This is a genomic window from Streptomyces sp. CHD11 (assembly GCF_018638295.1).
Lineage (GTDB): Bacteria > Actinomycetota > Actinomycetes > Streptomycetales > Streptomycetaceae > Streptomyces.
This window is the reverse complement of the sequence record NZ_JABTTS010000001.1, coordinates 310,171-334,882: the sequence shown is the minus strand read 5'-3', so window position 1 is coordinate 334,882 and position 24,712 is coordinate 310,171. Positions and strand designations below refer to the sequence as shown.

General features: G+C 73.6%; 18 protein-coding genes and 1 pseudogene. 13 read left to right on the top strand and 6 right to left on the bottom strand.

The features are described 5' to 3' along the window. Window positions 1-39 precede the first annotated feature (39 nt). From HTV45_RS01305 to HTV45_RS01290, 4 genes are all read left to right on the top strand, one after another. Window positions 40-1,023, top strand: coding sequence for an alpha/beta fold hydrolase (locus HTV45_RS01305; RefSeq protein WP_215203668.1), 984 nt, complete (start codon window positions 40-42; stop codon window positions 1,021-1,023). A gap of 60 nt (window positions 1,024-1,083) precedes the next feature. Continuing rightward, window positions 1,084-1,497: a hypothetical protein gene (locus HTV45_RS01300; RefSeq protein ID WP_215203764.1), complete on the top strand. Its 414-nt coding sequence runs from the start codon at window positions 1,084-1,086 to the stop codon at window positions 1,495-1,497. Between the two features lie 539 nt (window positions 1,498-2,036). Then, entirely contained in the window at window positions 2,037-3,068 is a 1,032-nt protein-coding gene (locus HTV45_RS01295) for a hydroxyacid dehydrogenase (protein ID WP_215203667.1), read from the top strand. Then, window positions 3,065-4,975, top strand: coding sequence for a DUF2264 domain-containing protein (locus HTV45_RS01290; RefSeq protein ID WP_215203666.1), 1,911 nt, complete (start codon window positions 3,065-3,067; stop codon window positions 4,973-4,975). Before HTV45_RS01295 ends, HTV45_RS01290 begins: the two co-directional genes overlap by 4 nt. Window positions 4,976-5,010: 35 nt before the next feature. Here the strand turns inward: HTV45_RS01290 and HTV45_RS01285 are convergent, their stop codons facing one another. Next, complete coding sequence (locus HTV45_RS01285; protein WP_308308975.1) at window positions 5,011-5,820, bottom strand: hypothetical protein; 810 nt, start codon at window positions 5,818-5,820, stop codon at window positions 5,011-5,013. 176 nt (window positions 5,821-5,996) lie between these two features. Between HTV45_RS01285 and HTV45_RS33845 the strand changes: the two are divergent. Together HTV45_RS33845 and HTV45_RS01280 are read left to right on the top strand one after the other, a co-directional pair. Further along, window positions 5,997-6,216, top strand: a pseudogene (locus HTV45_RS33845) (hypothetical protein); the annotation flags it as partial. A gap of 283 nt (window positions 6,217-6,499) precedes the next feature. Continuing rightward, window positions 6,500-7,264, top strand: coding sequence for a L,D-transpeptidase family protein (locus HTV45_RS01280; RefSeq protein ID WP_215203665.1), 765 nt, complete (start codon window positions 6,500-6,502; stop codon window positions 7,262-7,264). A 101-nt stretch (window positions 7,265-7,365) separates the two neighbouring features. Here HTV45_RS01280 and HTV45_RS01275 read toward each other — a convergent pair whose 3' ends face one another. Beyond that, complete coding sequence (locus tag HTV45_RS01275) at window positions 7,366-8,373, bottom strand: MASE1 domain-containing protein (RefSeq protein ID WP_215203664.1); 1,008 nt, start codon at window positions 8,371-8,373, stop codon at window positions 7,366-7,368. 52 nt (window positions 8,374-8,425) lie between these two features. Next, the gene (locus HTV45_RS01270; protein WP_215203663.1) at window positions 8,426-9,256 is read right to left on the bottom strand and encodes a PP2C family protein-serine/threonine phosphatase; all 831 of its coding nucleotides are present in this window, start codon (window positions 9,254-9,256) and stop codon (window positions 8,426-8,428) included. A gap of 191 nt (window positions 9,257-9,447) precedes the next feature. Here HTV45_RS01270 and HTV45_RS01265 point away from each other — a divergent pair, with 191 nt between their 5' ends. Continuing rightward, on the top strand, window positions 9,448-9,798 hold the full coding sequence (locus HTV45_RS01265; RefSeq protein WP_215203662.1) for a hypothetical protein: 351 nt from the start codon (window positions 9,448-9,450) through the stop codon (window positions 9,796-9,798). Between the two features lie 152 nt (window positions 9,799-9,950). Next, window positions 9,951-12,002: a discoidin domain-containing protein gene (locus tag HTV45_RS01260; protein WP_215203661.1), complete on the top strand. Its 2,052-nt coding sequence runs from the start codon at window positions 9,951-9,953 to the stop codon at window positions 12,000-12,002. 9 nt (window positions 12,003-12,011) lie between these two features. Here HTV45_RS01260 and HTV45_RS01255 read toward each other — a convergent pair whose 3' ends face one another. Next, a complete protein-coding gene (locus HTV45_RS01255; RefSeq protein ID WP_215203660.1) occupies window positions 12,012-13,595 on the bottom strand; it encodes a glycerol-3-phosphate dehydrogenase/oxidase in 1,584 nt (527 codons plus the stop codon). Continuing rightward, window positions 13,592-14,200 carry a TetR/AcrR family transcriptional regulator gene (locus HTV45_RS01250; RefSeq protein WP_215203659.1) on the bottom strand — a complete coding sequence of 203 codons (609 nt, stop codon included), beginning with the start codon at window positions 14,198-14,200 and terminating at the stop codon, window positions 13,592-13,594. Before HTV45_RS01250 ends, HTV45_RS01255 begins: the two co-directional genes overlap by 4 nt. A gap of 74 nt (window positions 14,201-14,274) precedes the next feature. Here HTV45_RS01250 and HTV45_RS01245 point away from each other — a divergent pair, with 74 nt between their 5' ends. From HTV45_RS01245 to HTV45_RS01230, 4 genes are all read left to right on the top strand, one after another. Beyond that, the gene (locus tag HTV45_RS01245) at window positions 14,275-15,867 is read left to right on the top strand and encodes an FAD-binding oxidoreductase (RefSeq protein WP_215203658.1); all 1,593 of its coding nucleotides are present in this window, start codon (window positions 14,275-14,277) and stop codon (window positions 15,865-15,867) included. An 82-nt stretch (window positions 15,868-15,949) separates the two neighbouring features. Continuing rightward, window positions 15,950-16,831 carry a YegS/Rv2252/BmrU family lipid kinase gene (locus HTV45_RS01240; RefSeq protein ID WP_215203657.1) on the top strand — a complete coding sequence of 294 codons (882 nt, stop codon included), beginning with the start codon at window positions 15,950-15,952 and terminating at the stop codon, window positions 16,829-16,831. Between the two features lie 673 nt (window positions 16,832-17,504). Further along, window positions 17,505-19,736 (top strand): catalase/peroxidase HPI, encoded by a 2,232-nt coding sequence (gene katG / locus HTV45_RS01235; RefSeq protein ID WP_215203656.1) that lies wholly within the window; start codon window positions 17,505-17,507, stop codon window positions 19,734-19,736. A 135-nt stretch (window positions 19,737-19,871) separates the two neighbouring features. After that, a complete protein-coding gene (locus HTV45_RS01230; protein ID WP_215203655.1) occupies window positions 19,872-20,102 on the top strand; it encodes a DUF2945 domain-containing protein in 231 nt (76 codons plus the stop codon). Window positions 20,103-20,461: 359 nt separating this feature from the next. On the opposite strand, the gene HTV45_RS01225 is transcribed toward HTV45_RS01230, so the two are convergent. Beyond that, the gene (locus tag HTV45_RS01225) at window positions 20,462-23,716 is read right to left on the bottom strand and encodes a family 78 glycoside hydrolase catalytic domain (protein WP_215203654.1); all 3,255 of its coding nucleotides are present in this window, start codon (window positions 23,714-23,716) and stop codon (window positions 20,462-20,464) included. 479 nt (window positions 23,717-24,195) lie between these two features. On the opposite strand from HTV45_RS01225, the gene HTV45_RS01220 reads away from it, so the two are divergent. Then, entirely contained in the window at window positions 24,196-24,642 is a 447-nt protein-coding gene (locus tag HTV45_RS01220) for a hypothetical protein (protein ID WP_215203763.1), read from the top strand. Window positions 24,643-24,712: the final 70 nt, after the last annotated feature.

Sequence of the window (24,712 nt, the reverse complement as noted above, 5' to 3'; positions counted from 1 at the left end):
CCGGGAGGGCCGGACGTCCCGGACAACCCTGGAGTACCCATGTCACAGCACCCGGCGACCGGTCCCACGCATCGCCTCGTCCCCTCGCCCGCCGGCCGCACGCACGTGGTGGAGCAGGGCAGCGGCCCTCTGGTGCTGCTCGTCCACGGCTTCCCGGAGTCCTGGTACTCCTGGCGCCACCAACTGCCGGCCCTCGCCGCGGCCGGCTACCGCGCCGCGGCCCTCGACGTGCGCGGCTACGGCCGTTCCTCCCGGCCGGCCGCCACGGACGCCTACCGCATGCGGGAACTCGTCGCGGACGCCGCCGCGGTGGTGCACGCCCTGGGCGAGCGGACCGCGGTCGTCGTCGGCCACGACTGGGGGTCGGCCGTCGCCGCGAACGCCGCCCTGATCCGGCCGGACGTCTTCCGCGCGGCGGCCATGCTCAGCGTCCCGTACGCCCCGCGCGGGGGCCCGCGGCCGAGTTCGGTGTTCGCCGCGATGGGCGGCGACGACGAGTTCTACGTCTCGTACTTCCAGCAGCCGGGCCGTGCCGAGGCGGAGATCGAACCCGATGTACGTGGCTGGCTCGCCGGCTTCTGCAGGGCGCTGTCGGCCGACACCATGCCCGCACCCGGCATGCCTTCGCCGTACTTCGTCAGCCCGGGCGGAACGCTCCGCGACAGGTTCCCCGCGGGACCCCTCCCGGCCTGGCTGACCGAGGAGGACCTGGACACCTTCGCCGGGGAGTTCGAGCGCACCGGGATGAGCGGAGCGCTGGCCCGCTACCGCAACCTGGACCGTGACTGGGAGGAGCTCGCCGAGTACGACGGCGCTCCCGTCACCCAGCCCTCCCTGTTCATCGGCGGCGGACTCGACGCGTCCACCACCTGGATGGCCGACGCGATCAGCGCCTTCCCCGTCACCCTCCCCGGCCTGGTCTCCTCCCACATCCTCGAAGGCTGCGGCCACTGGCTCCAGCAGGAACGCCCCGACGAGACCAGCCGCATCCTCACCGACTGGCTCACCGGCCTGCCCAAATAGGCATGCTAGGTTCATATTCGGAACGCGAACGTGTTCACGCGCAGGGACGGTGACATCTCGATGACGTCGGCAGACAGCGGTACGCCGGGCGACGACGCCCCGCTTCCGCGCCTCCTGTGCGACACGGCCGCGCTGGCCGCGGGCGCCGACGACGCTTCGGCCGGCGCCCTGTGGCGGCTGGAGGAGCCCGGCAGGCAGCTCGACGCCAATGTCGTGCACCTCCCGCCGGGGCAGCACGTCGACACCCACCGCGAGCCCGAACTCGACGTCCTCCTGCTCGTCCTCGCGGGGGACGGCACCCTCACCGCCCCCGACGGCCCGCACCCCCTGCCCACCGGCACCCTGACCTGGCTCCCGCACGGCTCCACCCGAAGCCTCGCCGCCGGACCCGCCGGTCTGACGTATCTCACCGCACACCGCCGCCGTCCCGGCATGCGGATCCAGAGCCGGCCCCCGACAGCCGGGAACATGTGAGCAGCACGCCGAGCACCGGCGGCGGAGTGCGCACGACGCTCGGGCCGGTCCGTCAGGGGGATCCATCTCCTTCCCACTCCACAGCGCCGGTGCGCTGACGGTCCGCGCCCGCCCGGACCGGGGGCGGGAATCGCCGAGGAGCTGAGGCGCTGTGGGGAACCGCGGGTGACGACGGCACGCCGCGCGGCTTCCCGGTACCGCGGCGCCGGGGCGGCGTCCCTGACCCGTGTCACGGACGAACCCGCCGCCGCCCCGGCCCGCCGCACTCCCGCCTCGGCCCCCGCCGGCCGACCGTGCCCCTGGCGCGCGCGGAGGGCCGGACCGGGAGCGCCGCCGACGCCCGCGGTCCGGCCGGCGCGGGCAGACGGATGAGAGAGCCGGAGCGGCGGGACGAGCGCTCGAAGTTTCGTTCCGCTCCGGCCGGACCATTCACTCAGTGATGCTCCGACTCACCACCCCGCACCCGCGCTTCCGGCGCGGCGGTCCGACCCGCCGGTGCCGCGAAGTGACCGCGACCGCCCAAGGAGTTGCGTCACACCATGACCGAGCCACCGGCCGGCCCCGGCTCCCGCCCCCGGGCCGCACTGGCCATGTCCCCGGATGCCGCCGCGGCCGTCCTCGGCCCCGAGTTCCTCACGACCCTGGCGCAGTGGTGCGATCTCGCGCCCCCGCCGGTGCTGGACGACCTCACCACCCCCCGGGCCCGTACCGTGCTCGCCGACGTCGACCTGCTGGTCACCGGCTGGGGCTGCCCACCGCTGGACCCGGACGTGCTGCGCTCGGCGCCACGGCTGCGCGCCGTCGTGCACACCGCGGGGAGCGTACGCGGCCATGTCACCGACGCCTGCTGGGAGCGCGGCATCGAGGTGTCCTCCGCCGCCGCGGCCAACGCCCTTCCGGTGGCGGAGTACACCCTCGCCATGATCCTGCTCACCGGCAAGCGGGTGCTGGAGACCGCGCGCGACCACCGCGCCTCGCGCACCGCCCCGGACTGGCTGTGCACTCCCCGCACGGTCGGCAACCACCACCGCACCGTCGGGATCCTGTCGGCGTCGCTCATCGGCCGGCGGGTCATCGACCTGCTGCGCCCGCACGACTTCGAGGTGCTGCTGCACGACCCGTACGTCGGCGCCGGGGAGGCCCGTGAACTCGGCGTGCAGCACGTCGGACCGACGGAGCTGTTCCGGCGCGGCGACACCGTGAGCGTGCACACCCCGCTGCTGCCGGAGACCCGTGGGCTGGTCGGCCGCGACCTGATCGACTCCATGCGCCCCGACGCCGTACTGATCAACACCGCACGCGGCGCGATCATCGACCAGGACGCCCTCACCGAAGCCGTGCTGGCCGGCCGGATCCGCGCGGTGCTCGATGTCACCGACCCCGAGGTCCTGCCGCCGGACCACCCGTTGTGGGAGTGCGACAACGTTCTCCTCACCCCCCACCTCGCCGGCTCCCAGGGCAACGAGTGGCGCCGGCTGGCCGGACTCGCCCTCTCCGAAGCCGCGCGCTGGTGCTCGGGCGAGGGCTTCCTGCACCCCGTACCGCGCGAAAGGCTGGCCTTCCTGGCATGAGTATCCCCTTCGCACTGCCCGTCGACGACCACGACGTCAGCCCCCGCACCGGCTACACCCGTGCCCACTGGGAGGCCGTGGCGGACGGGCTGCTCACCGCGGCCTGGCGCCGGAGCACCCCCGGCTGCGCCCTGCTCGACCTGCCCGGCCGTCCCTCACGCTCGGGAGTACGCTCCGACGGACTCGAGGGCTATGCCAGGACGTTCCTGGCCGCCGCGTTCCGCGTCGCGGGAGCGGACGGACACGATCCCCACGGGATGCTGGAGCGTTACGCGAGCGGTCTCGCCGCCGGCACCCGCACCCCCGGCCGTGACGACACCGAGTCCTGGCCGCTGATCCTGGACTTCGACGTCCAGGGCCAGCCGATGGTCGAATCGGCGTCGGTCGCGCTCGGCCTGCGGCTGACCGCGCCCTGGCTGTGGGAACGGCTCGACCCCGGTGTGCGGGACCGCGCGGAGGAGTGGCTGCGGGGCGCCCTGCGGCACACCCCGGCGCCCAACAACTGGTACCTCTTCCCTTACACGGTCGCCGGGTTCCTGGAGTCGGTGGGCCGCGGCGACGCCGAGACGGCGGCCGCGCGCGAGCGCGGACGGCTGCTGCTGGAGGACTGGTACCGGGGCGACGGCTGGTACGCCGACGGGGACGGGCGCGCCTTCGACCACTACAACGGCTGGGCCCTGCACCTGTATCCGGTGCTCGACGCCCACCTCGCGGGCGACGCGGCGGCGTCGACGCACTACGGCGCACGCCTGCGCGCCCATCTGGCGGGCCTCGCCCTGATGTTCGGCGCGGACGGGGCGCCGCTGCACTTCGGCCGTTCGCTGACCTACCGCTTCGCCGCCTCGGCCGCCGTCTCGCTGGGTACGGTGACCGGCCACACCCCGCTGTCACCGGGCGCGGCACGCCGCATCGCCAGTGGCAGCCTGCGCCACTTCCTGGACCGGGGCGCGCTGAGCGCGGACGGCCTGCTGATCCCCGGCTGGTACGGCCCGCACGAGGCGGGTCTGCAGAGTTACTCGGGTCCGGCGTCGCCGTACTGGGCGTCGAAGGCGTTCGTCGCCCTGCTCGCCCCCGCCGGCTCCGCCTTCTGGACGGCGCGTGAGGAGGCCGCGCCCGTGGAGGAGTCCGACCGGGTGCTGGCGCTGCCCGCGCCCGGACTGCTCGTCCAGGCGACCCGGGCCGACGGGATCGTGCGGCTGCACAACCACGGCAGCGACCATGTGCGCCCGCACGAGGGTGAGTCGGCGGCCGAGGACGACCCGCTCTACGGACGCCAGGCCTACTCCACCCGGACCGGTCCGACGTCCGCCGGGAACACCGCCGACAACCACCTCAGCGTGCGGACCGGTGGCCGGCACAGTGTGCGCCGCCGCATCCACCCCCTGGGCGCCGGGCACGGCGACGGCTGGGGCTGGGCCGCCTCCTGGCACCGGCCCGTCTTCACCGCGGGCCCGCCGATGGTGCCCGGCCTGCGTGTGGAGAGCGTCACCGTGGCACACGGCCGCCACGAACTGCGGGCTCACCGGGTGGTGGGGGCGCCGGCGGAGTCCCGGCTCACCCTCACCGGCTGGGCGACCGGCCCCGAGGAGTCACTGACCTCCGCCCTGTACGGACTGCACGGCTGGGACGACCCGTCCGCGCGGACGGTCCGCGCACCGCAGGGAACGGCCTGGACCCCGTGGGCCCTGCTGCCGCGCCTCACCGGCCGCTGTGAGGGCACCTCGGTTCATGTCGCCCTGGCGTCCCTCACCGATACCGGGGACACCGGCACCGCGCCCACGCCCCTGTCGGAAGCCGTCGACGACGTGCTGGTGGACGACGCGGTGATCGAGGTGGTCTGGGCCGGCGGCACGGCCCGTACCCGGATCGCCTTCGGCCCGGTGCGGGTGAGTCACACGCCGCGCTGAGCGGTCGGTGGCGGCGGCGAACGGATGAGCCGGCGTCAGGACTGTCCGCCGTCGCTCTCCGGGGCCCGCCCGGCGGTTCCGGCGGCGGTTTCGGAGGTGGTGTCGGGGGTGGTGTAGAAGACCGACGAACCCTGCTTGGTGCGCTGGGCCTGGTTGCGGGCGACGAGGCCCTCCAGGGTGCTGCGCACCACGGTGGTCCTGATGGTGCGCTCGGGGTGTGCCTTCCCGAGCGCGTCGGTCACCTCCGCCGCCGACCGCGGCGCGCCCTGCTCGCGCAGGTGCGATCGCACGAGGTCGACCAGCTTGGGCCCGTCCTTTCCGGCTCCCCGTGCCCCGGTCGGCCCGGTCGCGGACGGGGCCTTGGGCGCCTGCTTCGCGGACGCCCGGGTGGACTTGGCCGGCCGGGTCCCGGCTCCCTGAGCGCCGGACCGCTGTGCCTTCGCCGCGCCCGGCTTGCGCGCCGCCTTCCCGGGCGCGGTGAGCGCGGCCGCCTTCCCCGCGCGCTTCGGCTTCCCCGTCCCCGACCCGGCGCCGCCCCTGGTGCGCGGGGCCGGGACGCTCGCGCCGCCCGGTGCCGCATCGGCCCCGGGAGTCGCCGAGGCATCGGCTGTGCCGGCGGACCCGGCGGACCCGGCGGACCCGGCGGGCGCGGTGACGAGGCCGAGCGCCTGCTGCATGTTCACCAGGATCGCGTGGTCGTGCTGAAGCACCGTCAACTGCTTCTGGAGCGAGGCGATCTCCGCGGTGACCCGCTCCTGCTCCTCGACGTTGCGCTCCAGGTCGCCCGCCACCTGGGCGGTGTACTGCGAGGTGAGGTCGGTGGCTGAGGTCGAGTTCTCGGACACGTCGGTGCCCCTTTCTTCCCGTTGGTTCCCCTGATGGCCAGCCATGGTACGGCCGACGGCGGTCGGCCGTTCGTGCTGAACGACCGCCGGTTGACGTCCCCGGCGGTGCGGAGGCGGCACCGGCCCGTGCGGCGGGTTGTGTGCATGCCGTTGTAAAGAGGGCCACGAGCCGGAGACTTCACTCGACCCACGACGGCATCCGGTTCAAGACGGGCGGCGGTGCGATACCCGACGCCCGGATCACCTCGGTCACCCGTCGGCAGATCGGACAACGGCTCCGGCACCTTCGCCACGGGGGGCGTCCGCGGCAGCGCCACCCTGACGGACGTCACCGTCACCGGTTCGGCCGAAGGGGATGTGGTGATCGAACCGGGTTCCCAGTTCGTGATCAACCGGTGGCACCGCATCCGCGCGCTGCTCCGTCCGGTGGGCCCGTACTCCACCCGGGGTGCGGGTCCGTCACTCGTACGGGTGTCTTCCGGGCCCGGTCGACGGCACACCGGGGCGGCGCAGACGGGGGACTTCACCGGACTCGCGCGGCGAAGCCGAGGCGGATCCGGCCGGTCGAAGTCAGGCTGAGGGCATGGCTTCATCGATCGACTGCCCGCGCCGTCCGTGCCACCGAGCTCCGGCCCGGGGCGGACGCCTGGCCGCAGTCCCCGTCCGGGCAGGCGGCCGTGTGTCGTTGACGGCCGTCCTCCTCCTCGTACTGGCGACTCTGACCGGGTGCGGGGCGGGCACCGCCCCGACGACGGGCGCCCCCGCAGACACCGCACCGGCGGCCACCGCACCGGCGGGCGGGCCGCCGGGCACGGCGAACACGGCCCAGGGCCGGGCCGGCGCGGAGACACGACTGCCGGCCCAGGTCCCCGGGCTCGGTCCGCGGACGCTCGCGTGGATCCCGCGGAACGCCCGTCAGGTGCTCGTGGTCACCGGCCGGGACAGGAACGGCAACCGTTCCGAGGCCGTGCTGTACGAACACACGGACCTGGGCTGGGAGGCGGGGCCGGCCCGGCCCGCCCGCAACGCCCTGAGGGGATGGACCGACGACCACTGGGCGGGCGATCTGCGCTCACCGATCGGGGTGTACACCCTCACCGACGCCGGTGGGCTGCTGCCCGATCCCGGTACCGCCATGCCGTACGACCGGTCGGACGGGTTCACCGTCGGCGGCACGGGTTTCGAGGGGGAGCCACTGGAGGGTTCCTTCGACTACGTCATCGCCATCGACTACAACCGCGAGCCGGGCACCACCCCGCTGGACCTGACCCGTCCGCGCGGCGGTGACCGGGGCGGCGGCATCTGGCTGCACGTCGATCACCAGGGGCCCACCCAGGGCTGCATCAGCCTCGAGAAGCGCCATATGAGGGAACTGCTGCGTGCCCTGGACCCCGAGCGCCACCCGGTCGTGGTCATGGGAGACGCCGCGTCCCTCGGCGAGTGACGCCGGAGGGGCTGGATCCAGCCCCTCCGGCGTCCGGGGAGCGGGGCCCGGGGCGGAGCCCCGGTTCCGGGACGGGAAGGGGCGGCGGGGGCGGGAAACGGTCAGTCCGCGTTCCGGCCCCGCCCACCCTCGTCCCGCGGGGACCGCCCCGCCGCGGATTCTCCCGCCGTCAGATGCTCCAGCACCTCCACCAGTTCCTGACAGGCCCGCTCCACGGACCGCCGCGTATGGTGCTGCTCGGTGATCACCGCGGACAACAGCAGCGAGGTCAACGCCATCGCCCCGTTGAAGGCCTGCAGATTGACCATCACCTCGATGTCGGACAGCCGCTCGAACGGCCCGATCCGGTCGTTCGCCGCGAGCGTGGCCATGACGGAGGCGAACAGCGCGCACAGCACGCTGCCGGTCAGCCGGAACCGCAGCGCCGCCCAGATGAGCAGGGGATAGACGGAGAACAGCAGACTCGCCGGGCTGCGCGTCGCCAGCGGCACGAGACCGCCCGTGATCACCACCAGTCCCAGCGCCTCCTTCCACCTCGACCAGTGCAGCGGAGGCCGCAGCCGCAGGAGCATGAGCACCACCGGGGCGACGAGCAGCACGCCCATCGCGTCGCCCACCCACCAGGCGAGCCACACGCCCCAGAAGTCCCTGCCCGGCAGGTCGCCCGTGGCCACCAGGAGTCCCGCTCCGGTGGACGAGCTGATCAGCATGGCCGAGAAGGCGCCCAGGAACACCAGGGCGAGACAGTCGCGTAATCGGCTGAGGTCGGAGCGGAACCCCACCATGCGCAGCGCGAGGTACCCGCAGACCGGCGCGGCGGTGTTGCCCGCGAGGACGCCCGCGGAGGCCGGCTGCAGCGTGGTGAGGTGCAGGAGAACGAGCAGGGTGCCGAGGGTGATTCCCGCCCAGCAGCGCAGCCCGAACACCAGCAGGCAGGCGAGGGCCACCCCGGTCGGCGGCCAGAGGGGCGACACCACCGCTCCGGCGACGGACAGCTCGCTCAGCAGCCCCAGTCGTCCACCGGCGTAGTAGCAGGCGGCGACGGCCAGCGTCTCGAGCACGACGAGCGCCGGTGTACGAAGATCCTGAGCGGCCACCACACAAGCCATCACACACCGGGGCAGCCGGGACGGCGAGGTGGGAGACCGGGTGCTGTCGGCTCTATGGATGAGAGTCCAGTCTGTCGTGCCCGATCACCAGGACGGCCGCGTCGTCGTCGTGCCCCACCAGCTCCGCGCCCTTGATCAGGGCGGCGGCGAGCGAGTCCGCGTCCATACCGGCGACCGCGGCGATGCCGGCGAGCCGCGCGGCCTGTTCGAGGCCCTCGTCGACCGGCATCGACGGCCCTTCCACCACCCCGTCCGTGAGCATCACGAACACCCCGCCGGCGTCGAGGCGGTGCCGGGTGACGGGATAGGACACCCCGGACTGGATCCCCAGCGGAGGGCCTCCCTCGTCCCGGGTGGTCCCCGACCGGCCGTCCGCGGTGGCCCACACGCACGGGAGATGCCCGGCGCGGGCGCTCTCCAGCAGCCGGGTCCGCGGGTCGAGCCGCATGAAGGTGCAGGTGGCGAACAGGTCGGAACTCAGCGACAGCAGCAGTTCGTTCGTCCGGCCGAGCAGCTCGCCCGGATCGCTGTCCACGGAGGCGAGTGCCCGCAGCCCGACCCGGACCTGACCCATGAAGGCGGCGGCCTCGATGTTGTGCCCCTGCACGTCGCCGATGGACAGACCGATCCGGCCGTCGGGCATGGTGAACGCGTCGTACCAGTCGCCGCCCACGTTGAGACCCTGGTAGGCGGGCGCGTACCGCACGGCCAGCCGCACACCGTCGGCGACCGGGAGCCCGCGGGGCAGCATTCCGCGCTGCAGGGCGATGGCCAGTTCCACCCGCGAGCGCTGGACCTCGGCCTGCGCACGTGCCTGAGCCGTCAGCGTCCGGAGCCTGACCAGCAGCTCGTCGCCGTCGTCCGTGGAGCCGGTGCGGGACATGGATCACTCACTCGGGCGAGGACACTCACGCGCGGCACCCGCCCTCGGGGACAAGACGCGCATTCATATATGAAAAGGATGATAGTCAGCGAGTGGGGCGCCGGGCCAGTCGCGGGTGCCGGGGTCCGGCCGGGGAAGGCCGGGCGGCCGTTCCCGCCCGCCCGGCCGCCGGACGTGTCTAGGCTGTGCGCATGGAGCAGCGGGAGATCATGCAGCGGAGTGTCGGCATCCTCACCGAGGCTCTCGAGATGCGGCGGCGGCTGCGTGAGAACCCGGACGCCGATGTCGCCGGGAACGGGGCGGTCGCCACTCTCCTGGAGGAGATGCTGCCGCACGTCCAGTTGCCGGCCGACGCGAACCCGCGCGAGGTGGCGGACATCGTCACCGGGAAACTCGGCCCCGCCATCGTGCAGATCACCTCGGCGCTGACCTTCGCCTTCATCCAGCTCGCGGAGGTCCACGACGAGGGCCGCACCGACGTGTCCTCGGCCGACGTCCTGCGCTCCATCTCCCTGCACTACGAGACCGGCGGGCAGCGGTAGTCCCGGCCGTCCGCCCGGTGCCGCCGCGCACCGGTGCCCAGGAGGGCCGTGCCGGTGCTGCCCGGACCCTTGACGCCCCACGTGCCGGTAGTCATCCTCACCGCAAGAGATTGTGCAGGTCATGACAATCCCAGCGGCGGAGGGCGTCCCCGATGACCACGTACCGTTCCCGACGACACCTCGGGGTCGTCACCCTGCTCCTCCTGGTGCTGGCCGCGCTCCTCGTCCCCACGCCCAGCTCCGCGGCCGACCGGAACTGGTGGGACCCCGCGGCCCGGCCGGCGCCGGACTCCGGGATCGACGTCACCGGCGAACCGTTCAAGGGCACCGACTCCGCCGGCGAGGTACGGGGTTTCGTCGACGCGCACAACCACATCATGTCCAACGAGGCCTTCGGCGGCCGGCTCATCTGCGGAAGGGCGTTCTCGGGGAAGGGCATCGCCGACGCGCTCAGGGACTGCCCCGAGCACTACCCCGACGGCTCGCTCGCCGTCTTCGACTTCATCACGGGCGGTGGTGACGGCAGGCACGATCCGGCCGGCTGGCCGACCTTCGCCGACTGGCCCGCGCACGACTCGCTGACCCACCAGCAGAACTACTACGCCTGGATCGAGCGCGCCTGGCGCGGCGGCCAGCGGGTGCTGGTCAACGACCTGGTCACCAACGGCGTGATCTGCTCCGTGTACTTCTTCAAGGACCGCGGCTGCGACGAGATGACGTCGATCCGGCTCCAGGCGAAGCTGACGTACGACATGCAGGCGTACATCGACGGCATGCACGGAGGCCCGGGGGAGGGATGGTTCCGGATCGTCACCGACAGCGCGCAGGCGCGCGACGTCATCGCGCAGGGCAAACTCGCGGTCGTTCTCGGTGTCGAGACGTCCGAACCCTTCGGCTGCAAGCAGATCCTGGACGTCGCGCAGTGCGACCGGGCCGACATCGACGCCGGACTCGACGAGTTGCACGCGCTGGGCGTGCGCAGCATGTTCCTGTGCCACAAGTTCGACAACGCGCTGTGCGGCGTGCGCTTCGACTCCGGCGCGCTCGGCACCGCGATCAACGTCGGGCAGTTCCTGTCCACCGGCACCTTCTGGCGCACGGAGAAGTGCACCGGTCCGCAGGCCGACAACCCGATCGGCCTCGCCGACGCCCCCGGCGCCGAGCAGGAACTCCCCCAGGGCGTCAAGGTGCCCGCCTACGCCGACGACGCACGGTGCAATGTCCGCGGGCTCACCGAACTCGGTGAATACGCCGTACGCGGCATGATGGAACGCCGCATGATGCTCGAGATCGACCACATGAGCGTCAAGGCCACCGGCAGGGTCCTCGACCTCTTCGAGGCCGAGTCGTACCCCGGGGTGCTCTCCTCGCACAGCTGGATGGACCTGAACTGGACCGAACGGCTCTACCGTCTGGGCGGGTTCGCGGCCCAGTACATGAACGGCTCGGAGCACTTCGTCGCGGAGGCGGAGCGAACGGAGCGGCTGCGCGACGAGTACGGCGTGGGCTACGGCTACGGCACGGACATGAACGGGGTCGGCGGCTGGCCGGCACCGCGCGGGGCGGACGCCCCCGACCCCGTCGTCTACCCCTTCCGCAGCGTCGACGGCGGCTCCGTGCTCGACCGGCAGACCACCGGTGAGCGCACCTGGGACCTGAACACCGACGGAGCCGCGCACTACGGCCTCGTCCCCGACTGGATCGAGGACATCCGGCGCGTCGGCGGACAGGACGTGGTGGACGACCTCTTCCGGGGCGCCGAGTCCTACCTGGACACCTGGGGAGCATCCGAGCGGCACCGGGCCGGCCCCGACCTCGCCGAGGGCGCGCGGGCCACGGCCAGTTCGACCGAGTGGAACCCCTTCACCAGCTACGCGCCCGGCAGGGCGGTGGACGGCGACCGGGGCACCCGCTGGGCCGGTGACCGGCACGACGACCAGTGGCTCGGCATCGACCTCGGCGACACCCACCGGGTCGGGCGCGTCAGCCTGGACTGGGAACGGGCGTACGGCACTTCGTACCGCGTCGAGCTCTCCCTGGACGGCACCGACTGGCGCACCGTCTGGTCCACCACCGCCGGTGACGGCGGTCTGGACACGGCCGTGTTCGCCCCCACGCCGGCCCGCCACGTGCGTGTGCGGTTCCTGGAGCGGGGGACGCAGTGGGGCTACTCGCTGTACGAGGTCGGCGTCCGGGGCTCCTGAGCGTGCGGCTCAACCGCGGTGCGGCAGCGCCCCGCCGGCCAGGGAGCGTACCGCCTCGAACGCCGTGTCCCGGTCGGCGGGGACGAGTCCGATGCGGGTGCGGCGGTCCAGGACGTCCTCCTCGTCGAGCGCGCCTTCGTGGCGCAGGGCCCAGAGCAGTTCGGCCCGGGTGACCGGGTAGCCGGGCACCACCGGTTTGGCGAGACCGGGCTCACGGGCGCCGAGCGCGTGGACGGCCGGTGCCTCGGTGCCGTACAGCCGGACGAGCCGGCGCGGTGCGGGCAGGGAGGCGAGGACGTGCGGCGCCGCGGCGCCCACCAGCGGCAGGGAGGCGGTGGGGGAGGGGCCGGCCGTCAGCCCGCGGACGCGGACGGCGGCGTCGACGGCGTCCTCGGCCATGCGCCGGTACGTGGTGAGCTTGCCGCCGACGACGGTGACGACACCCTCGCAGGAGGTGAGCACCGCGTGCCGGCGTGAGAGGTCGGCGGTCCTCGGCGCGCCCTCGGAGCTCCCCTGCGTGGTGTCCAGCAGAGGGCGCAGTCCGGCGAAGGCGCCGACCACGTCGCCGCGGTGGACGGGGGAGTGCAGGACGGAACAGAGGACGTCGAGGAGGAACCCGATGTCCGTCTCCGGTACCTGCGGGACGTCGGGGATGTCGCCCTCCACCGGCTCGTCGGTGAGGCCGACGTAGACCCGGCCGTCGTCCTGCGGCAGAACGAGCACGAAACGGTCGCTCTCGCCGGGGACCGGGATGTGCAGACCCGCGGACAGCGGCCCGAGGCTTTCGGGTCGCAGGACGAGATGGGTGCCGCGGGAGGGCCGGATCCGTACGCCGTCGACGAGGCCGCCCGCCCACACACCGGACGCGTTGATCACCGCGCGGGCGCGGATCTCGCCCTCCTCGCCGGTGAGTTCGTCACGGACCCGGGCCCCCGTCGAGGTCAGCTCCAGGGCCCGGACCCGGGTGAGGACCCGCGCTCCGCGTGCGGCTGCCGTCCGGGCGAGGGCGGTCACCAGACGGGCGTCGTCGGTGAGCCGCCCGTCCCAGGAGAGCAGTCCGCCGCGCAGTCCGCCGCGCCGCAGGACGGGGGCGAGATGACGGGTCTCCACCACGCCGAGGCGGCGCGGCGGCGGCAGGGTGGCCCGTGCGGTGCGGGCGGCCAGCCGCAGCGTGTCGCCGGCCCGGAAACCGGCCCGCGCCAGGGCGGCCTGACCGCCGGAGACCATCGGGGTCAGGGGCAGCACGAACGGCTGGGCGTGCACGAGGTGGGGCGCGGTGCGCTCCATCAGCACCCCGCGCTCGACCGCGCTCTCGTGGGCGACGCCGAGCCGTCCGGAGGCGAGATAGCGCAGCCCTCCGTGAATGAGTTTGCTGCTGAAGCGGGAGGTGCCGAAGGCCAGGTCGTGGGCGTCGACGGCGACCACGCTCAGCCCGCGGGCCGCCGCGTCGAGGGCGGCCCCCGCGCCGGTGGCGCCGAGACCGACGACCAGGACGTCGACGGCCGGACCGCCGACGGCAGCGGTCAGTTCACCCGCCCGCCGGGCGGCGGAGAGGGACGAGGCGGCGGGCCCGCCGGGGGCGGAGGCGTTCATGGCCTGAGGGTCCTCTCCAGGATGTCGCGCAGTTCACCGAGGAAGGCCTCGGGGGCGAGTTCGGGATCGTCCTCTTCGGTCATGGTCCGCAGGGACAGGGTGAAGGACTGCACGATCAGCAGCACCGACCGGGCCTGCCGCTCCGGATGGGCGGTGCGCACCGAGCCGTCGGCGTGCCCGTCGCGCAGGGCGCCGGCCAGCAGTTCCAGCAGGGCTTCCTGGCTCGCCCCGCGGCGGTCCAGCACGTAGGGCAGCAGCAGTTCGGGATCGACGTCGAGGATCTTGTGGAAGAGCGGATGGGCACCGAAGGCGCGCACCGCCGCCACCAGCCCTTCGGTGAGCACGTCGCGCGCAGGCACGCCGGGCTCGGGCGTCGGGATGGCCCCGGTGGCCACCCCGATCCACTCCCGGGTCATCAGATCGCCGACCAGGGAACGCACATCGGGCCAGCGCCGGTACAGCGTCATCCGGGACACCCCGGCGCGGCGGGCCACGTCGGTGAGTGTGGTGCGGCGGACCCCGACGGCCAGGACGCAGTCCCGCACCGCGTCGAGCACCGCGTCGTTGTCCGAACCACCGGAAGCGTTGTGACGAATAGGCGTCATGTGTAACAGTGTAACGCCACGTGAGGCCGTCGGTCGACGGCATCGCTCATTCCCGACCGGTGAGGACGACAGCCATGGACATGCTGTGGAGCGGCTGGGGGGACCCGGCCGAGGCGACACCGCTGCCCGGCACGGTGACCGGGCTGTTGCGCGATCTGCTCGGTGTCAAACCCCGTGAGGCGGCCCCCGTCGCCATCGGGGACCTGGCCGTCCCCGAGAGCCCGCTGACGCCCGGAGCGCGCCGCGCCCTGATCGGGGCCCTGGGCGACGAGGCGCACGTACGCACCGACGCGGAGACCCGGGTCCGGCACACCCGCGGCAAGTCCACCCCCGACCTGCTGCGCGTCCGTGCGGGAGACGTGACCGCCGTCCCCGCGGCCGTGCTGCTGCCCTCGGGGCACGACGAGGTCCTCGCCGTCCTGCGGGTGTGCGCCGAACACGGCCTGCCGCTGGTGCCGTTCGGCGGCGGCACCTCCGTGGTCGGCGGACTCGCCCCCGAAGCGCGGGGCGCCTTCGTCGCCCTGGACCTGCGGCGCATGGACGCCCTGCTCGACCTCGACCCGGTCTCCCGCACGGCGACCCTGCAGCCCGGCCTGCGCGGGCCCCGCGCCGAGGCGCTGCTCGCCGGACACGGCTTCACCCTGGGCCACTTCCCCCAGTCCTACGAGTGGGCGACCATCGGCGGTTTCGCCGCCGCCCGCTCCAGCGGACAGGCCTCCGCCGGCTACGGCCGGTTCGACGAGATGGTGCTCTCCCTCACCCTCGCCACCCCCGAGGGCACCCTGGACACCGGCCGGGCCCCCCGCTCGGCCGCCGGACCCGACCTGCGCCAGCTCGTGCTCGGCTCGGAGGGAGCCTTCGGCGTCATCACCTCGGTGACCGTACGGATCCGCCCGGTTCCGCGCACCTCGGTCTACGAGGGCTGGCACTTCCCCTCCTTCGAGGAGGGGACGACCGCGCTGCGCCGGCTCGCCCAGGACGGGCCGCGGCCCACCGTGCTGCGCCTGTCGGACGAGACCGAGACGTTCATCGGCCTGGCGAACCCGGAGGCCATCGGCTCCGGCGCACCGCAGGAGGCCGGCTGCACGGCCGTCACCGGCTACGAGGGCACGCAGGAGGACACCGCGTACCGCAGGGAACGCGCGGCGGCCGTCCTGCGTGCCTGCGGCGGAACCCCCTTGGGCGAGGAGCCGGGCCGCCGCTGGGCGCACGGCCGCTACTCCGCCCCCTATCTGCGCGACGCGCTCCTCGACGCCGGGGCGTTCGCGGAGACGCTCGAGACGGCGACGTTCTGGTCCCGTGTCCCCGGGCTGTACGCCGCCGTCCGCGACGCGCTCACCGACACCCTCACCGGCGCCGGCACCCCGCCGCTGGTCATGTGCCACATCTCCCACGTCTACGAGAACGGCGCCTCGCTCTACTTCACCGTGGTCTCCGCCCAGGGCGAGGACCCCGTGGCGCACTGGACCCGCGCCAAGCACGCCGCCAACGAGGCGATCCTCGCCGCCGGCGGCACCATCAGCCACCACCACGGGGTCGGCACCGACCACCGGGAGTGGTACGCCCGTGAGGCGGGCCCGCTGGGCATCGACGCCCTGCGTGCCGTGAAGCGGCGACTGGACCCGGCGGGAGTGCTGAACCCCGGCGTCCTGCTGCCCGCCGGCTGACCCGCCCACGCTGCCCCTTCACGCTGTCCGTCCACGCGCCGTCCTCGTCCCCGTCCCGTCGGCCCGCCCCGGAGGCACCCCGATGCGCCAGTTCACCGCCGTCGTCAACCCCACCGCGGGCGCGGCCACCGGAGCGGCGGCCCTGCTCGCACTGGCCCGGCACCTCCGGGAGGAGGGCGCCGACCTGCGGACCGAATACAGCCGCAGCCTGGACCACGCCCGGGAACTGGCCCGCGACGCCGGGCGGAGAGGGCGTGTCGTCCTCGCCGTCGGCGGCGACGGCATCGCGGGGGGCGTCGGCGGCGCCCTCAGCGGCACCGGTGCGACCCTCGGCCTCGTCCCGGCCGGCCGCGGCAACGACTTCGCCCGCGCACTGGGGCTGCCGCGGGACCCGGAGGCCCTGGCCCGCATCCTGCTCCACGGTGAACCGCGCCAGGTCGACACCATCGAGGTCGGCTCGGCCGTCCACGACCGCGCCGTCGTGCTCGGCAGTGTGTACGCCGGTGTGGACGCGCTCGCCAACCGCCACGCCAACCGGTCCGGACTGCTGAGGGGTCCGGTCTCCTATTACGCGGGCGGCCTGCGGGCCGTCACCACCTGGCGGCCCGCCCGCTACCGGGTCACCGTCGACGGCGAGGAACACCCGCACACCGGCTACACGGTGGTAGCGGCCAACTCCGGCTTCTACGGATCCGGCCGGATCATCGCACCGGACGCCCGCGTGGACGACGGCCTGCTGGACATCGTCATGATCGACAAGGCGCCCCGGCTGCTGTTCTTCGCCCTCATGAACGAGCTCAGGACCGGTGCGCACGTCCACCGGCCCCAGGTGCGGATCCTGCGCGGCCGCGAGATCCGCATCGAGGCCCACCGGGAGGTCCCCTACGGAGCCGACGGAGAGGTCGACGCGGTCCTCCCCGTTACGCTGCGGGTCCTGCCCGGAGCGCTGAACGTGCTGTACTGACCGCCGGTCAGGGCCGGGTGCCGTACCGGTGGCGGCGCTGGGCCGGCCGCGCGAGCGCCACGGCGCCCGGCAGCAGTCCGAAAGCGCGGGCCGCGGCGTCGTCGGAGCCGCGCAGGCTTCGCTCTCCCCGTCCGCCGTCCGCCGTCCGCCGTCCTTGGTGTCGCGGCCGTCCTACCCCGCCCCGTGCGCACGCCTGCGCCGCGAGGACTCCCCTTGACCCGGCGGCACCGCCGCCCCCTCTCCCCGGACGGAGCGGCGTAACTCGCACGTCGCCCACTCGTACCGGACACGCCCCAAGACTGGATCCATTCGTTCTCTGGAATTACTCGCGTCCAGGCCTATAGGTTCGGCCTATGACCGCGACCCGGCCGCCGACCGCCGCCGAGGAGCTCCACGGCGCGGGCCCGCGCGCGACCGTGGCCCGTGTCACCCTCCTCGGCGCCGTCCACCGGAGCGGCCGGGCCCGGCGGTGGGGAGCACGCGACCGATGCGCGCGGGCGGCCGGACCGTGTGCCGCGTGCGGTGCACGAGACGATCCGCGTGCTCGCCGGGGCGGGGCCGGTGACACGCCCCGCGGTCCTGTCGCCGATGCCCACCGCGCGGCCCGTGCCCCGGCTGTTCCACCTCCCGCAGTACCTGAACTGCGCGAACCATCACCCTCGGAAGGACCCCGATGACCGAGAACCATGACGCGATCGTCACCGAACCCAAGGCGGAGGAAGCGGGTGGCTGCCCGGTCGCGCACGGACGCGCCTCGCACCCCACCCAGGGCGGCGGCAACCACCGGTGGTGGCCCGAGCGCCTCAATCTGAAGATCCTGGCCAAGAATCCGGCCGTGGCCAACCCGCTCGGAGAGGACTTCGACTACGCCGAGGCGTTCCGGGCCCTCGACCTGCCGGCGGTGAAGCGGGACATCGCCGAGGTGCTGACCACCTCTCAGGACTGGTGGCCGGCCGACTTCGGGCACTACGGCCCGCTCATCGTCCGTATGGCCTGGCACAGCGCGGGCACCTACCGCGTCAGCGACGGCCGTGGCGGGGCCGGGGCCGGCCAGCAGCGCTTCGCCCCCCTCAACAGCTGGCCGGACAACGCCAACCTGGACAAGGCGCGCCGCCTGCTGTGGCCGGTCAAGAAGAAGTACGGCCAGAGCCTGTCCTGGGCCGACCTGCTGATCCTCTCCGGCAACGTCGCCCTGGAGACGATGGGCTTCACCACCTTCGGCTTCGCCGGCGGCCGCGCCGACGTCTGGGAGCCGGAGGAGGACGTCTACTGGGGCCCCGAGTCCACCTGGCTCGGCGACGAGCGCTACACCGGGGACCGGGAGCTGGAGAACCCGCTCGGCGCTGTCCAGATGGGCCTCATCTACGTCAACCCCGAGGGCCCGAACGGCAATCCGGACCCGATCGCCTCCGCCCGCGACATCCGCGAGACGTTCCGGCGGATGGCGATGAACGACGAGGAGACGGTCGCCCTGATCGCCGGCGGCCACACCTTCGGCAAGACCCACGGCGCGGGCCCGGCCGACCACGTCGGCGACGACCCGGAGGCGGCCGGCCTCGCGGAGCAGGGCCTCGGCTGGCGCAACACCTTCGGCACCGGAAAGGGCGCCGACACGATCACCAGTGGTCTCGAGGTGACCTGGACCAACACGCCGACCACCTGGGACAACAGCTTCTTCGAGATCCTCTTCGGCTACGAGTGGGAGCTGTTCCGGAGCCCCGCGGGCGCCCACCAGTGGCGGCCGAAGGACGGCGCCGGAGCGGGCACCGTGCCCGACGCCCACGACCCGTCGAAGAGTCACCAGCCGACCATGCTGACCACGGACCTCGCCCTTCGCTTCGACCCCGTCTACGGCCCGATCTCACGGCGCTTCCTGGAGAACCCGGACGAGTTCGCGGACGCCTTCGCGCGCGCCTGGTTCAAGCTGACCCACCGCGACATGGGACCGAAGTCGCTCTACCTCGGCCCCGAGGTGCCCGCCGAGACGCTGGTCTGGCAGGACCCGCTGCCCGAGCGGACGTACGACCTCATCGACGCCGCCGACGTCGCCGTGCTCAAGGAGCGGGTCCTCGCCTCGGGTCTGCCGGTGTCCGAGCTGGTGTCGACGGCCTGGGCGTCGGCCTCCTCCTTCCGCGGCAGCGACAAGCGGGGCGGCGCCGACGGCGCGCGCATCCGTCTGGAGCCGCAGCGCGGCTGGGAGGCCAACGACCCCGACCGGCTGGCGACGGTGCTGCGCACGCTGGAGGGCATCCAGGAGTCCTTCAACTCGGCGCAGACCGGTGGCAAGCGGGTCTCGCTCGCCGACCTGATCGTGCTGGCGGGCGCCGCGGCCGTCGAGAAGGCCGCCGGGGACGGCGGCTTCGACATCGCGGTGCCCTTCACACCGGGCCGCGTGGACGCGTCGCAGGAGCAGACGGACACGGAGTCGTTCTCCGCCCTGGAACCGACCGCCGACGGCTTCCGCAACTACCAGGGCAAGGGCAACCGCCTGCCGGCCGAGTTCCTGCTCCTGGACAAGGCCAACCTGCTCACCCTGAGCGCCCCCGAGATGACGGTCCTGGTCGGCGGCCTGCGCGTCCTGGGCGTCACCCACCAGCGGTCCCCGCTCGGCGTCCTCACCACCTCTCCCGGCACCCTGACGAACGACTTCTTCGTCAACCTGCTCGACCTCGGCACCACCTGGCAGGCGACGTCCGGGGACCAGAGCACGTTCGAGGGCCGCGACGCGGCCACCGGAGAGGTCAGGTGGACCGGCACCCGCGCCGACCTGGTCTTCGGATCGAACTCCGAACTGCGCGCGCTCGCCGAGGTCTACGCGAGCGACGACGCCCGGGAGAAGTTCGTGACGGACTTCGTCGCGGCGTGGGACAAGGTCATGAACCTCGACCGGTTCGACCTCGTCTGAGCCGTCCCTCCCACTGATCCGGGTCGGCCCCCCGCGGGGGGGCCGGCCCGGACGTGCGTCACCTCCGGGATGCGCGGGGGCCGCCCTGCCTCCAGGGTGGAAGCGAGCCGATCGCCACCGAAGGAGACGCCGGACATGGCCAAGGACAGCGACCGCAGCGACGAGCCGGACAAGGGCGACGAGGTCGCCTGGAGCAGCCACGGCAGCGAGACGACGGGCAAGGTCGAGAAGAAGATCACCAAGCGCACGCAGGCCTCCGGCCGCACGGTCGACGCCTCGGAGGAGGAACCGCAGTACGAGGTGCGCAGCGACAAGTCGGGCAGAACCGCGGTGCACAAGCCCTCCGCGCTCAGGAAGAAGAAATGAGCGCCGTGGAACCCCGACGCGACCAGGCGGCCCGGGGCGGGTCCCGTACCCGGGTCGACACGGGGCCGGCCGGTCTCGGGCGGTAGCCCGGGACGGACGTGTGCCGTGCCGCGGAGCACCGGCGCCACCGGCGGTCCGCGGGGGAGACCGCTTCCCCCGCGGACTGCCGCCCGCGCCGGTGCTCCGCCGCCTCCCGCGCCGGTGACGGGCCTGGCCGGCGCTTCCGGCCGGACCCGCGGTCCCGTGCCGGATCACCACACCGACCCGGCGGTGCCGCGCGGCCCGTCACGCATCCGGCCGGCCCGACGCGGCCGGCCGCCCGGCACACGCCACCAGGCCGAACGCCGCCTGCCGGGGCGCTAGGCCCGCCCGGTGAACTCCCATGCGCCGTGCGGCACCCGGTGCACCACGAACCCGGGTTCCTCCCGCAGGAAACGGGCTCCCCGCGGTACGGTCACCCGGGAGCGTCCGTCGCCCGGTACATGGACCTCGGCGCTCGCGCCCACCGGGACGCGCACCCTGAGCCGCAGCCGGCCGTCGATCCGTGACCAGGAGACCGCCGCCGGCCCGCGCACGGTACGGATCGAGGTGCGCGCCCAGTCCACCCCCGTCCGGGCGTCGGGCCGGACCACGAAGGTGCGGTACCCGGCGTCACCGGGACGCAGACCGGCCACGCTCTCGTACAGCCACTGCACGACCGTGCCCTGGAAGTAGTGGTCGCGGGAGCGGGAGTCCAGCGGCCACATCTCCCACATGGTGTCGGCGCCGTTCTCCCGCCAGTACCCCCAGCCCGGATACGTCCGCTGCGTCGCGACGGCGTGCGCCACGTCCGGGCGGCCGTGGGCACACAGCACCCTCAGCAGCACGCTGGTGCCCAGCGCGCCCGTGTCGAGGTGGTTGCCGCGCTCCTCGATGTCCTTGACCAGACTGTCGAGTACGGAGGCACGGGCGCCCGGCGGTACGAGCCCGAAGGCCAGTGGTACCGCGTTGGACGTCTGCCGGTAGCCGGGGTCCTTCGCCGTGCGATAGTGCCCCTGCGGGCCGAGGAACGCCGCGTTGAGGGCCTCCTTGAGTTTCCCGGCGGCCTCCCGGTAGCGGGCCGCGGTCCCCACCTCGCCCAGCAGATCGCCCATCTCCGCGGTGTGCGACAGGGCGCGGTGCAGATACGCCGTCGCCGTGAGCCGGGTGTCCTCGGGCGGATTGCCGCCGTAGCCGGGCGGCAGATAGTCGCCCAGGGCGGTGACGGCCAGTCCGTCCTCCAGCCGGGACAACTCCCAGTCCAGATAGCGCACCAGGGTGTCCCAGTGCTCCCGGGCCGCCCGCTCGTCGCCGTACACGCGGTACATCTCGCGTATCACGAACGGGTACACCGTGGTCCACTCCGGGGACGGCGCCGCCTCCCGGTACCCCCACCCGCCGCTCGGCACGATCACCGGCAGCTGCCCCGTGCCGGTCTGACTGTCCGCCAGGTCGCCGAGCCACTTCGACAGCAGCCGGTGCATCCCGAAGGCGTACGCCATCACGGGTGTGCCGACCTGCGCGTCGCCGGTCCAGCCGTTCTTCTCGTACATCGGGGTGTCCGTGGGGATGCCGTGCAGGTTGTTCAGCACGGTCCGCCGCATCGCCCCGTCCAGCCACTCGTAGAACGGCTCGGAGCAGGCGAAGTCGCTCACCTCCTCGACCCGGGTGTGCACCACCCGGCCCAGCACCTGCTCCGGGGACGGCCGGGACGGCAGCCCGCTGATCTCCACATAGCGGAAGCCCTTGTACGAGAACGAGGGTTCCCAGACCTCCTCGCCGCCGCCCGCGCACACGTACTCGTCCGTCTGGAAGCGGCCCGGCACATGCCCCGTCGCGGCGTGCACACTGCCGTCCTCCTCGAGCTTCTCGCCGTGCACGAGTCGCACCACGGCGCCCTCGGCCGCGTCCCGGACGGTCAGCCGGGTCCAGCCGGCCATGGTGCGGCCCATGTCGACCACGTACACACCGGGGCGCAGCTCGCTGATCTCCTCGGGCCGTACCGTCTCGATGATCTCGATCGGATCGTGCGGCTGGGCCCGCAGCCTTCCCCCCGGCGCCTCCTGCACCCCGGCCGGGCGCCACGCGCTGTCGTCGAATCCCGGGAGGGTCCAGCCGCCGGGAGTCAGACGGGCGTCGTAACTCTCCCCGGCGTACAGCGAGTTGGAGCGAACGGGGCCCTCGGTCAGCCGCCAGTCCCCGTCCGAGACGACGGTGGTGCGGGAGCCGTCCGGGTGGTCGATCTCCAACTGGGCGAGCAGCCGCGGCTCGCCGTGCCACGGCGCGCGGTGCCAGTTCCACACGTTCGGGGTGGTCATGCCGTAGAACCCCCGCCCGAGGGTGACACCGAGAGCGTTCTCCCCACGCTCCAGCAGCCCGGTCACGTCGTGCACCGCGTACAGCACGGTCTCGTCGTAGTCGGTGAAGCCGGGGTCGAGAACCTGCCGCCCGACCCGGTGGCCGTTGAGCCACGCCTCGTAGTAGGCGAGTCCGCTGAGGTGGAGCCGCGCCCGGGAGATCTTCTTGCGCACGGTGAAGCCCCTGCGGAGCAGCGGCGCGGGCTGCTCCGGCTCCTCCACCGACACGCCCGAGCCCCACGGCCCCTGCCCGTACGGCGCCAGCACCGCGGCCGCGTCCCACCCGCTGTCGTCGAAGTCCGGGCGCTGCCATCCCTGTTGCTCGGTCCCCGAGACGCGCCACCCGTCCCCGGTGACCAGTTCGTGCCGCTGACCGCCGGCTGTCTCCACGATGAGCCGGACCAGCAGACCGCCCGGGTTGACACTGGCGCCGCCCCGGTTGGTCGCGAGCGCGGCGAGAACGACCTCCCGGGACGAGGTGTCGCGGACGAGTGCGGTCACGTCGGCGACCTGACCGGTGCGCCAGCCGTCCTGCCGTTCCGGCGCGTGCAGTGTGCGCTCCCCGCCGGCGTACAGGGTGAAGTCGTCGTCGGCGGTGGCGGTCAGCACCGCCCGCCGGACGGCCGTGCCGGCCGGCAGCGCGAGGCGCGCCCGGAACCACCGCGGGCCCTCGGGCGCGTCGGAGGAGGTGGCACCCGGCGACCAGATCCATGAGGCGCCCTCGAACGACGGCGGCCGCGGCGGGGCGTCGGCACCGATCCAGCGCGCCCGCCAGTCCTCGTCCGACAACGTTGTCTCCCACCAGCGCGGCTCGCTCCAGCGGGACGCGCGACCGGCGGCGTCCCACACGCGTACGCGCCAGAAGTAGCGGGTGCGGGGGCGCAGTGCGGGACCGTCGTAGGCGACTGCGACCGTCCGGTCGGAGTGGACCTTCCCGGAGTCCCAGACCTTCCGGCCGTCCCAGCGGGCGCGGTCGCGCACCACCTGGACGCGGTAGGCGCGCTGCCGGGCGCCCTGTCCCGGTGCCGCCAGTTCCCAGGACAGCCGGGGGCGTTCGACATCCGTGCCGAGCAGTGTCCCGGCGTACTCCACGGTGGTGCGCACCACGCGCAGCCCGCCCGCCGCCGGTCCGCTCGCCGGCGAGGCCGCCGCAGGCGCGGCGCCGCCGAACGCGCCGATACCCGCTCCCGCGGCCACGGTGCCCCGCAGGAAGACCCTGCGCTTCCATCCTTCAGCCATGTTGTGCGTCCCTTGCTCGTTGTCGGCCCACGATGCTTGAAACGTTTCACTCACGCTGTGCGGCGATCCTAGGGACACCCTGAGAGTCACTGCAAGAGGTGTGCGGACGGCGAAAAGGGCGATCAGTGGGGGGAGCGGGCCACCGAGGAGGAGGAGGGTCCGCGTAGGGGAACCGTCGTCCGGGTTCCGCAGACCCGGGACATGGCCGGACGGACGACGGCCGCGAGACGGCTCGCCCGCAGCCGGGGAGCGACTCCGCGGCGACCTGCCCGGAGTCCGGAATCGCCCCGCCCGGAGTGGGGGATCGCTTCGCCCGGAAGGGGGCGGTTCGCCATCGGACGGCGACACGCCGGGGCGGGAACGGGGTAAACCCTTACGACGTTGTCAGTGTGAGGTAGCACAATGATCGGAAAAGGAGATCAACTCCGGCGCGGCGCTGGGTAGACGGTCTCGTGTCCGGCTCCGGAAAGGTCCTGCTGATGCTCTCCACCGTCGACCGCTCGAGGTCCCTCGTCGCCCTGCCGACGGCGCACCGCCCGCAATCCGGGAGGGGCTCCGGCCCGGCGCCGGCGGGCCGCCCGTCGGGCGCGGCCGCCGACGCGCTGCGCGTCATCGCCGACCCCCGCACCCCCACCTACGTCACGGTGTACGCGAACGGCCGCCGCAGATACAGCTACTGGCGCCCCCTGGACTCCGCCACCGGCACCGGCGGCTGCTACGCCGCGCTGCCCACCGCCGACTGCGACGAGCTGCGGGCGACGGGACGGATCACCCTGGGCGAACCCGTCGTGGACCCCAACCGCACCACGTACCGGGTCCGCGCGGCCGTCCGCGCCCAGTCGGCCGTACGCGGAGAGCCGGCGGTCGCGCCCACCCGGCCCGAGCGGGTGCGCGGCGCGGCGCCGGAGCGCTTCCGGGTGGCGTGAGGGCCGGGCGCCGCCGGTCCCAGGTGTGCCGCAACCAGACGTTGGGTTCCCGGTACACCCCCTGGCCGGT

What these genes read in the sequence shown, in the direction of transcription:
- HTV45_RS01265 (WP_215203662.1), top strand. Translation starts at nt 9,448, where the DNA reads ATGGAGCAGCGGGAGATCATGCAGCGGAGTGTCGGCATCCTCACCGAG.
- HTV45_RS01295 (WP_215203667.1), top strand. Translation starts at nt 2,037, where the DNA reads ATGACCGAGCCACCGGCCGGCCCCGGCTCCCGCCCCCGGGCCGCACTG.
- HTV45_RS01240 (WP_215203657.1), top strand. Translation starts at nt 15,950, where the DNA reads ATGCGCCAGTTCACCGCCGTCGTCAACCCCACCGCGGGCGCGGCCACC.
- HTV45_RS01305 (WP_215203668.1), top strand. Translation starts at nt 40, where the DNA reads ATGTCACAGCACCCGGCGACCGGTCCCACGCATCGCCTCGTCCCCTCG.
- HTV45_RS01250 (WP_215203659.1), bottom strand. Translation starts at nt 14,200, where the DNA reads ATGACGCCTATTCGTCACAACGCTTCCGGTGGTTCGGACAACGACGCG.
- HTV45_RS01255 (WP_215203660.1), bottom strand. Translation starts at nt 13,595, where the DNA reads ATGAACGCCTCCGCCCCCGGCGGGCCCGCCGCCTCGTCCCTCTCCGCC.
- HTV45_RS01260 (WP_215203661.1), top strand. Translation starts at nt 9,951, where the DNA reads ATGACCACGTACCGTTCCCGACGACACCTCGGGGTCGTCACCCTGCTC.
- HTV45_RS01230 (WP_215203655.1), top strand. Translation starts at nt 19,872, where the DNA reads ATGGCCAAGGACAGCGACCGCAGCGACGAGCCGGACAAGGGCGACGAG.
- HTV45_RS01270 (WP_215203663.1), bottom strand. Translation starts at nt 9,256, where the DNA reads ATGTCCCGCACCGGCTCCACGGACGACGGCGACGAGCTGCTGGTCAGG.
- HTV45_RS01275 (WP_215203664.1), bottom strand. Translation starts at nt 8,373, where the DNA reads ATGGCTTGTGTGGTGGCCGCTCAGGATCTTCGTACACCGGCGCTCGTC.
- HTV45_RS01290 (WP_215203666.1), top strand. Translation starts at nt 3,065, where the DNA reads ATGAGTATCCCCTTCGCACTGCCCGTCGACGACCACGACGTCAGCCCC.
- HTV45_RS01300 (WP_215203764.1), top strand. Translation starts at nt 1,084, where the DNA reads ATGACGTCGGCAGACAGCGGTACGCCGGGCGACGACGCCCCGCTTCCG.
- katG (WP_215203656.1), top strand. Translation starts at nt 17,505, where the DNA reads ATGACCGAGAACCATGACGCGATCGTCACCGAACCCAAGGCGGAGGAA.
- HTV45_RS01225 (WP_215203654.1), bottom strand. Translation starts at nt 23,716, where the DNA reads ATGGCTGAAGGATGGAAGCGCAGGGTCTTCCTGCGGGGCACCGTGGCC.
- HTV45_RS01245 (WP_215203658.1), top strand. Translation starts at nt 14,275, where the DNA reads ATGGACATGCTGTGGAGCGGCTGGGGGGACCCGGCCGAGGCGACACCG.
- HTV45_RS01220 (WP_215203763.1), top strand. Translation starts at nt 24,196, where the DNA reads ATGCTCTCCACCGTCGACCGCTCGAGGTCCCTCGTCGCCCTGCCGACG.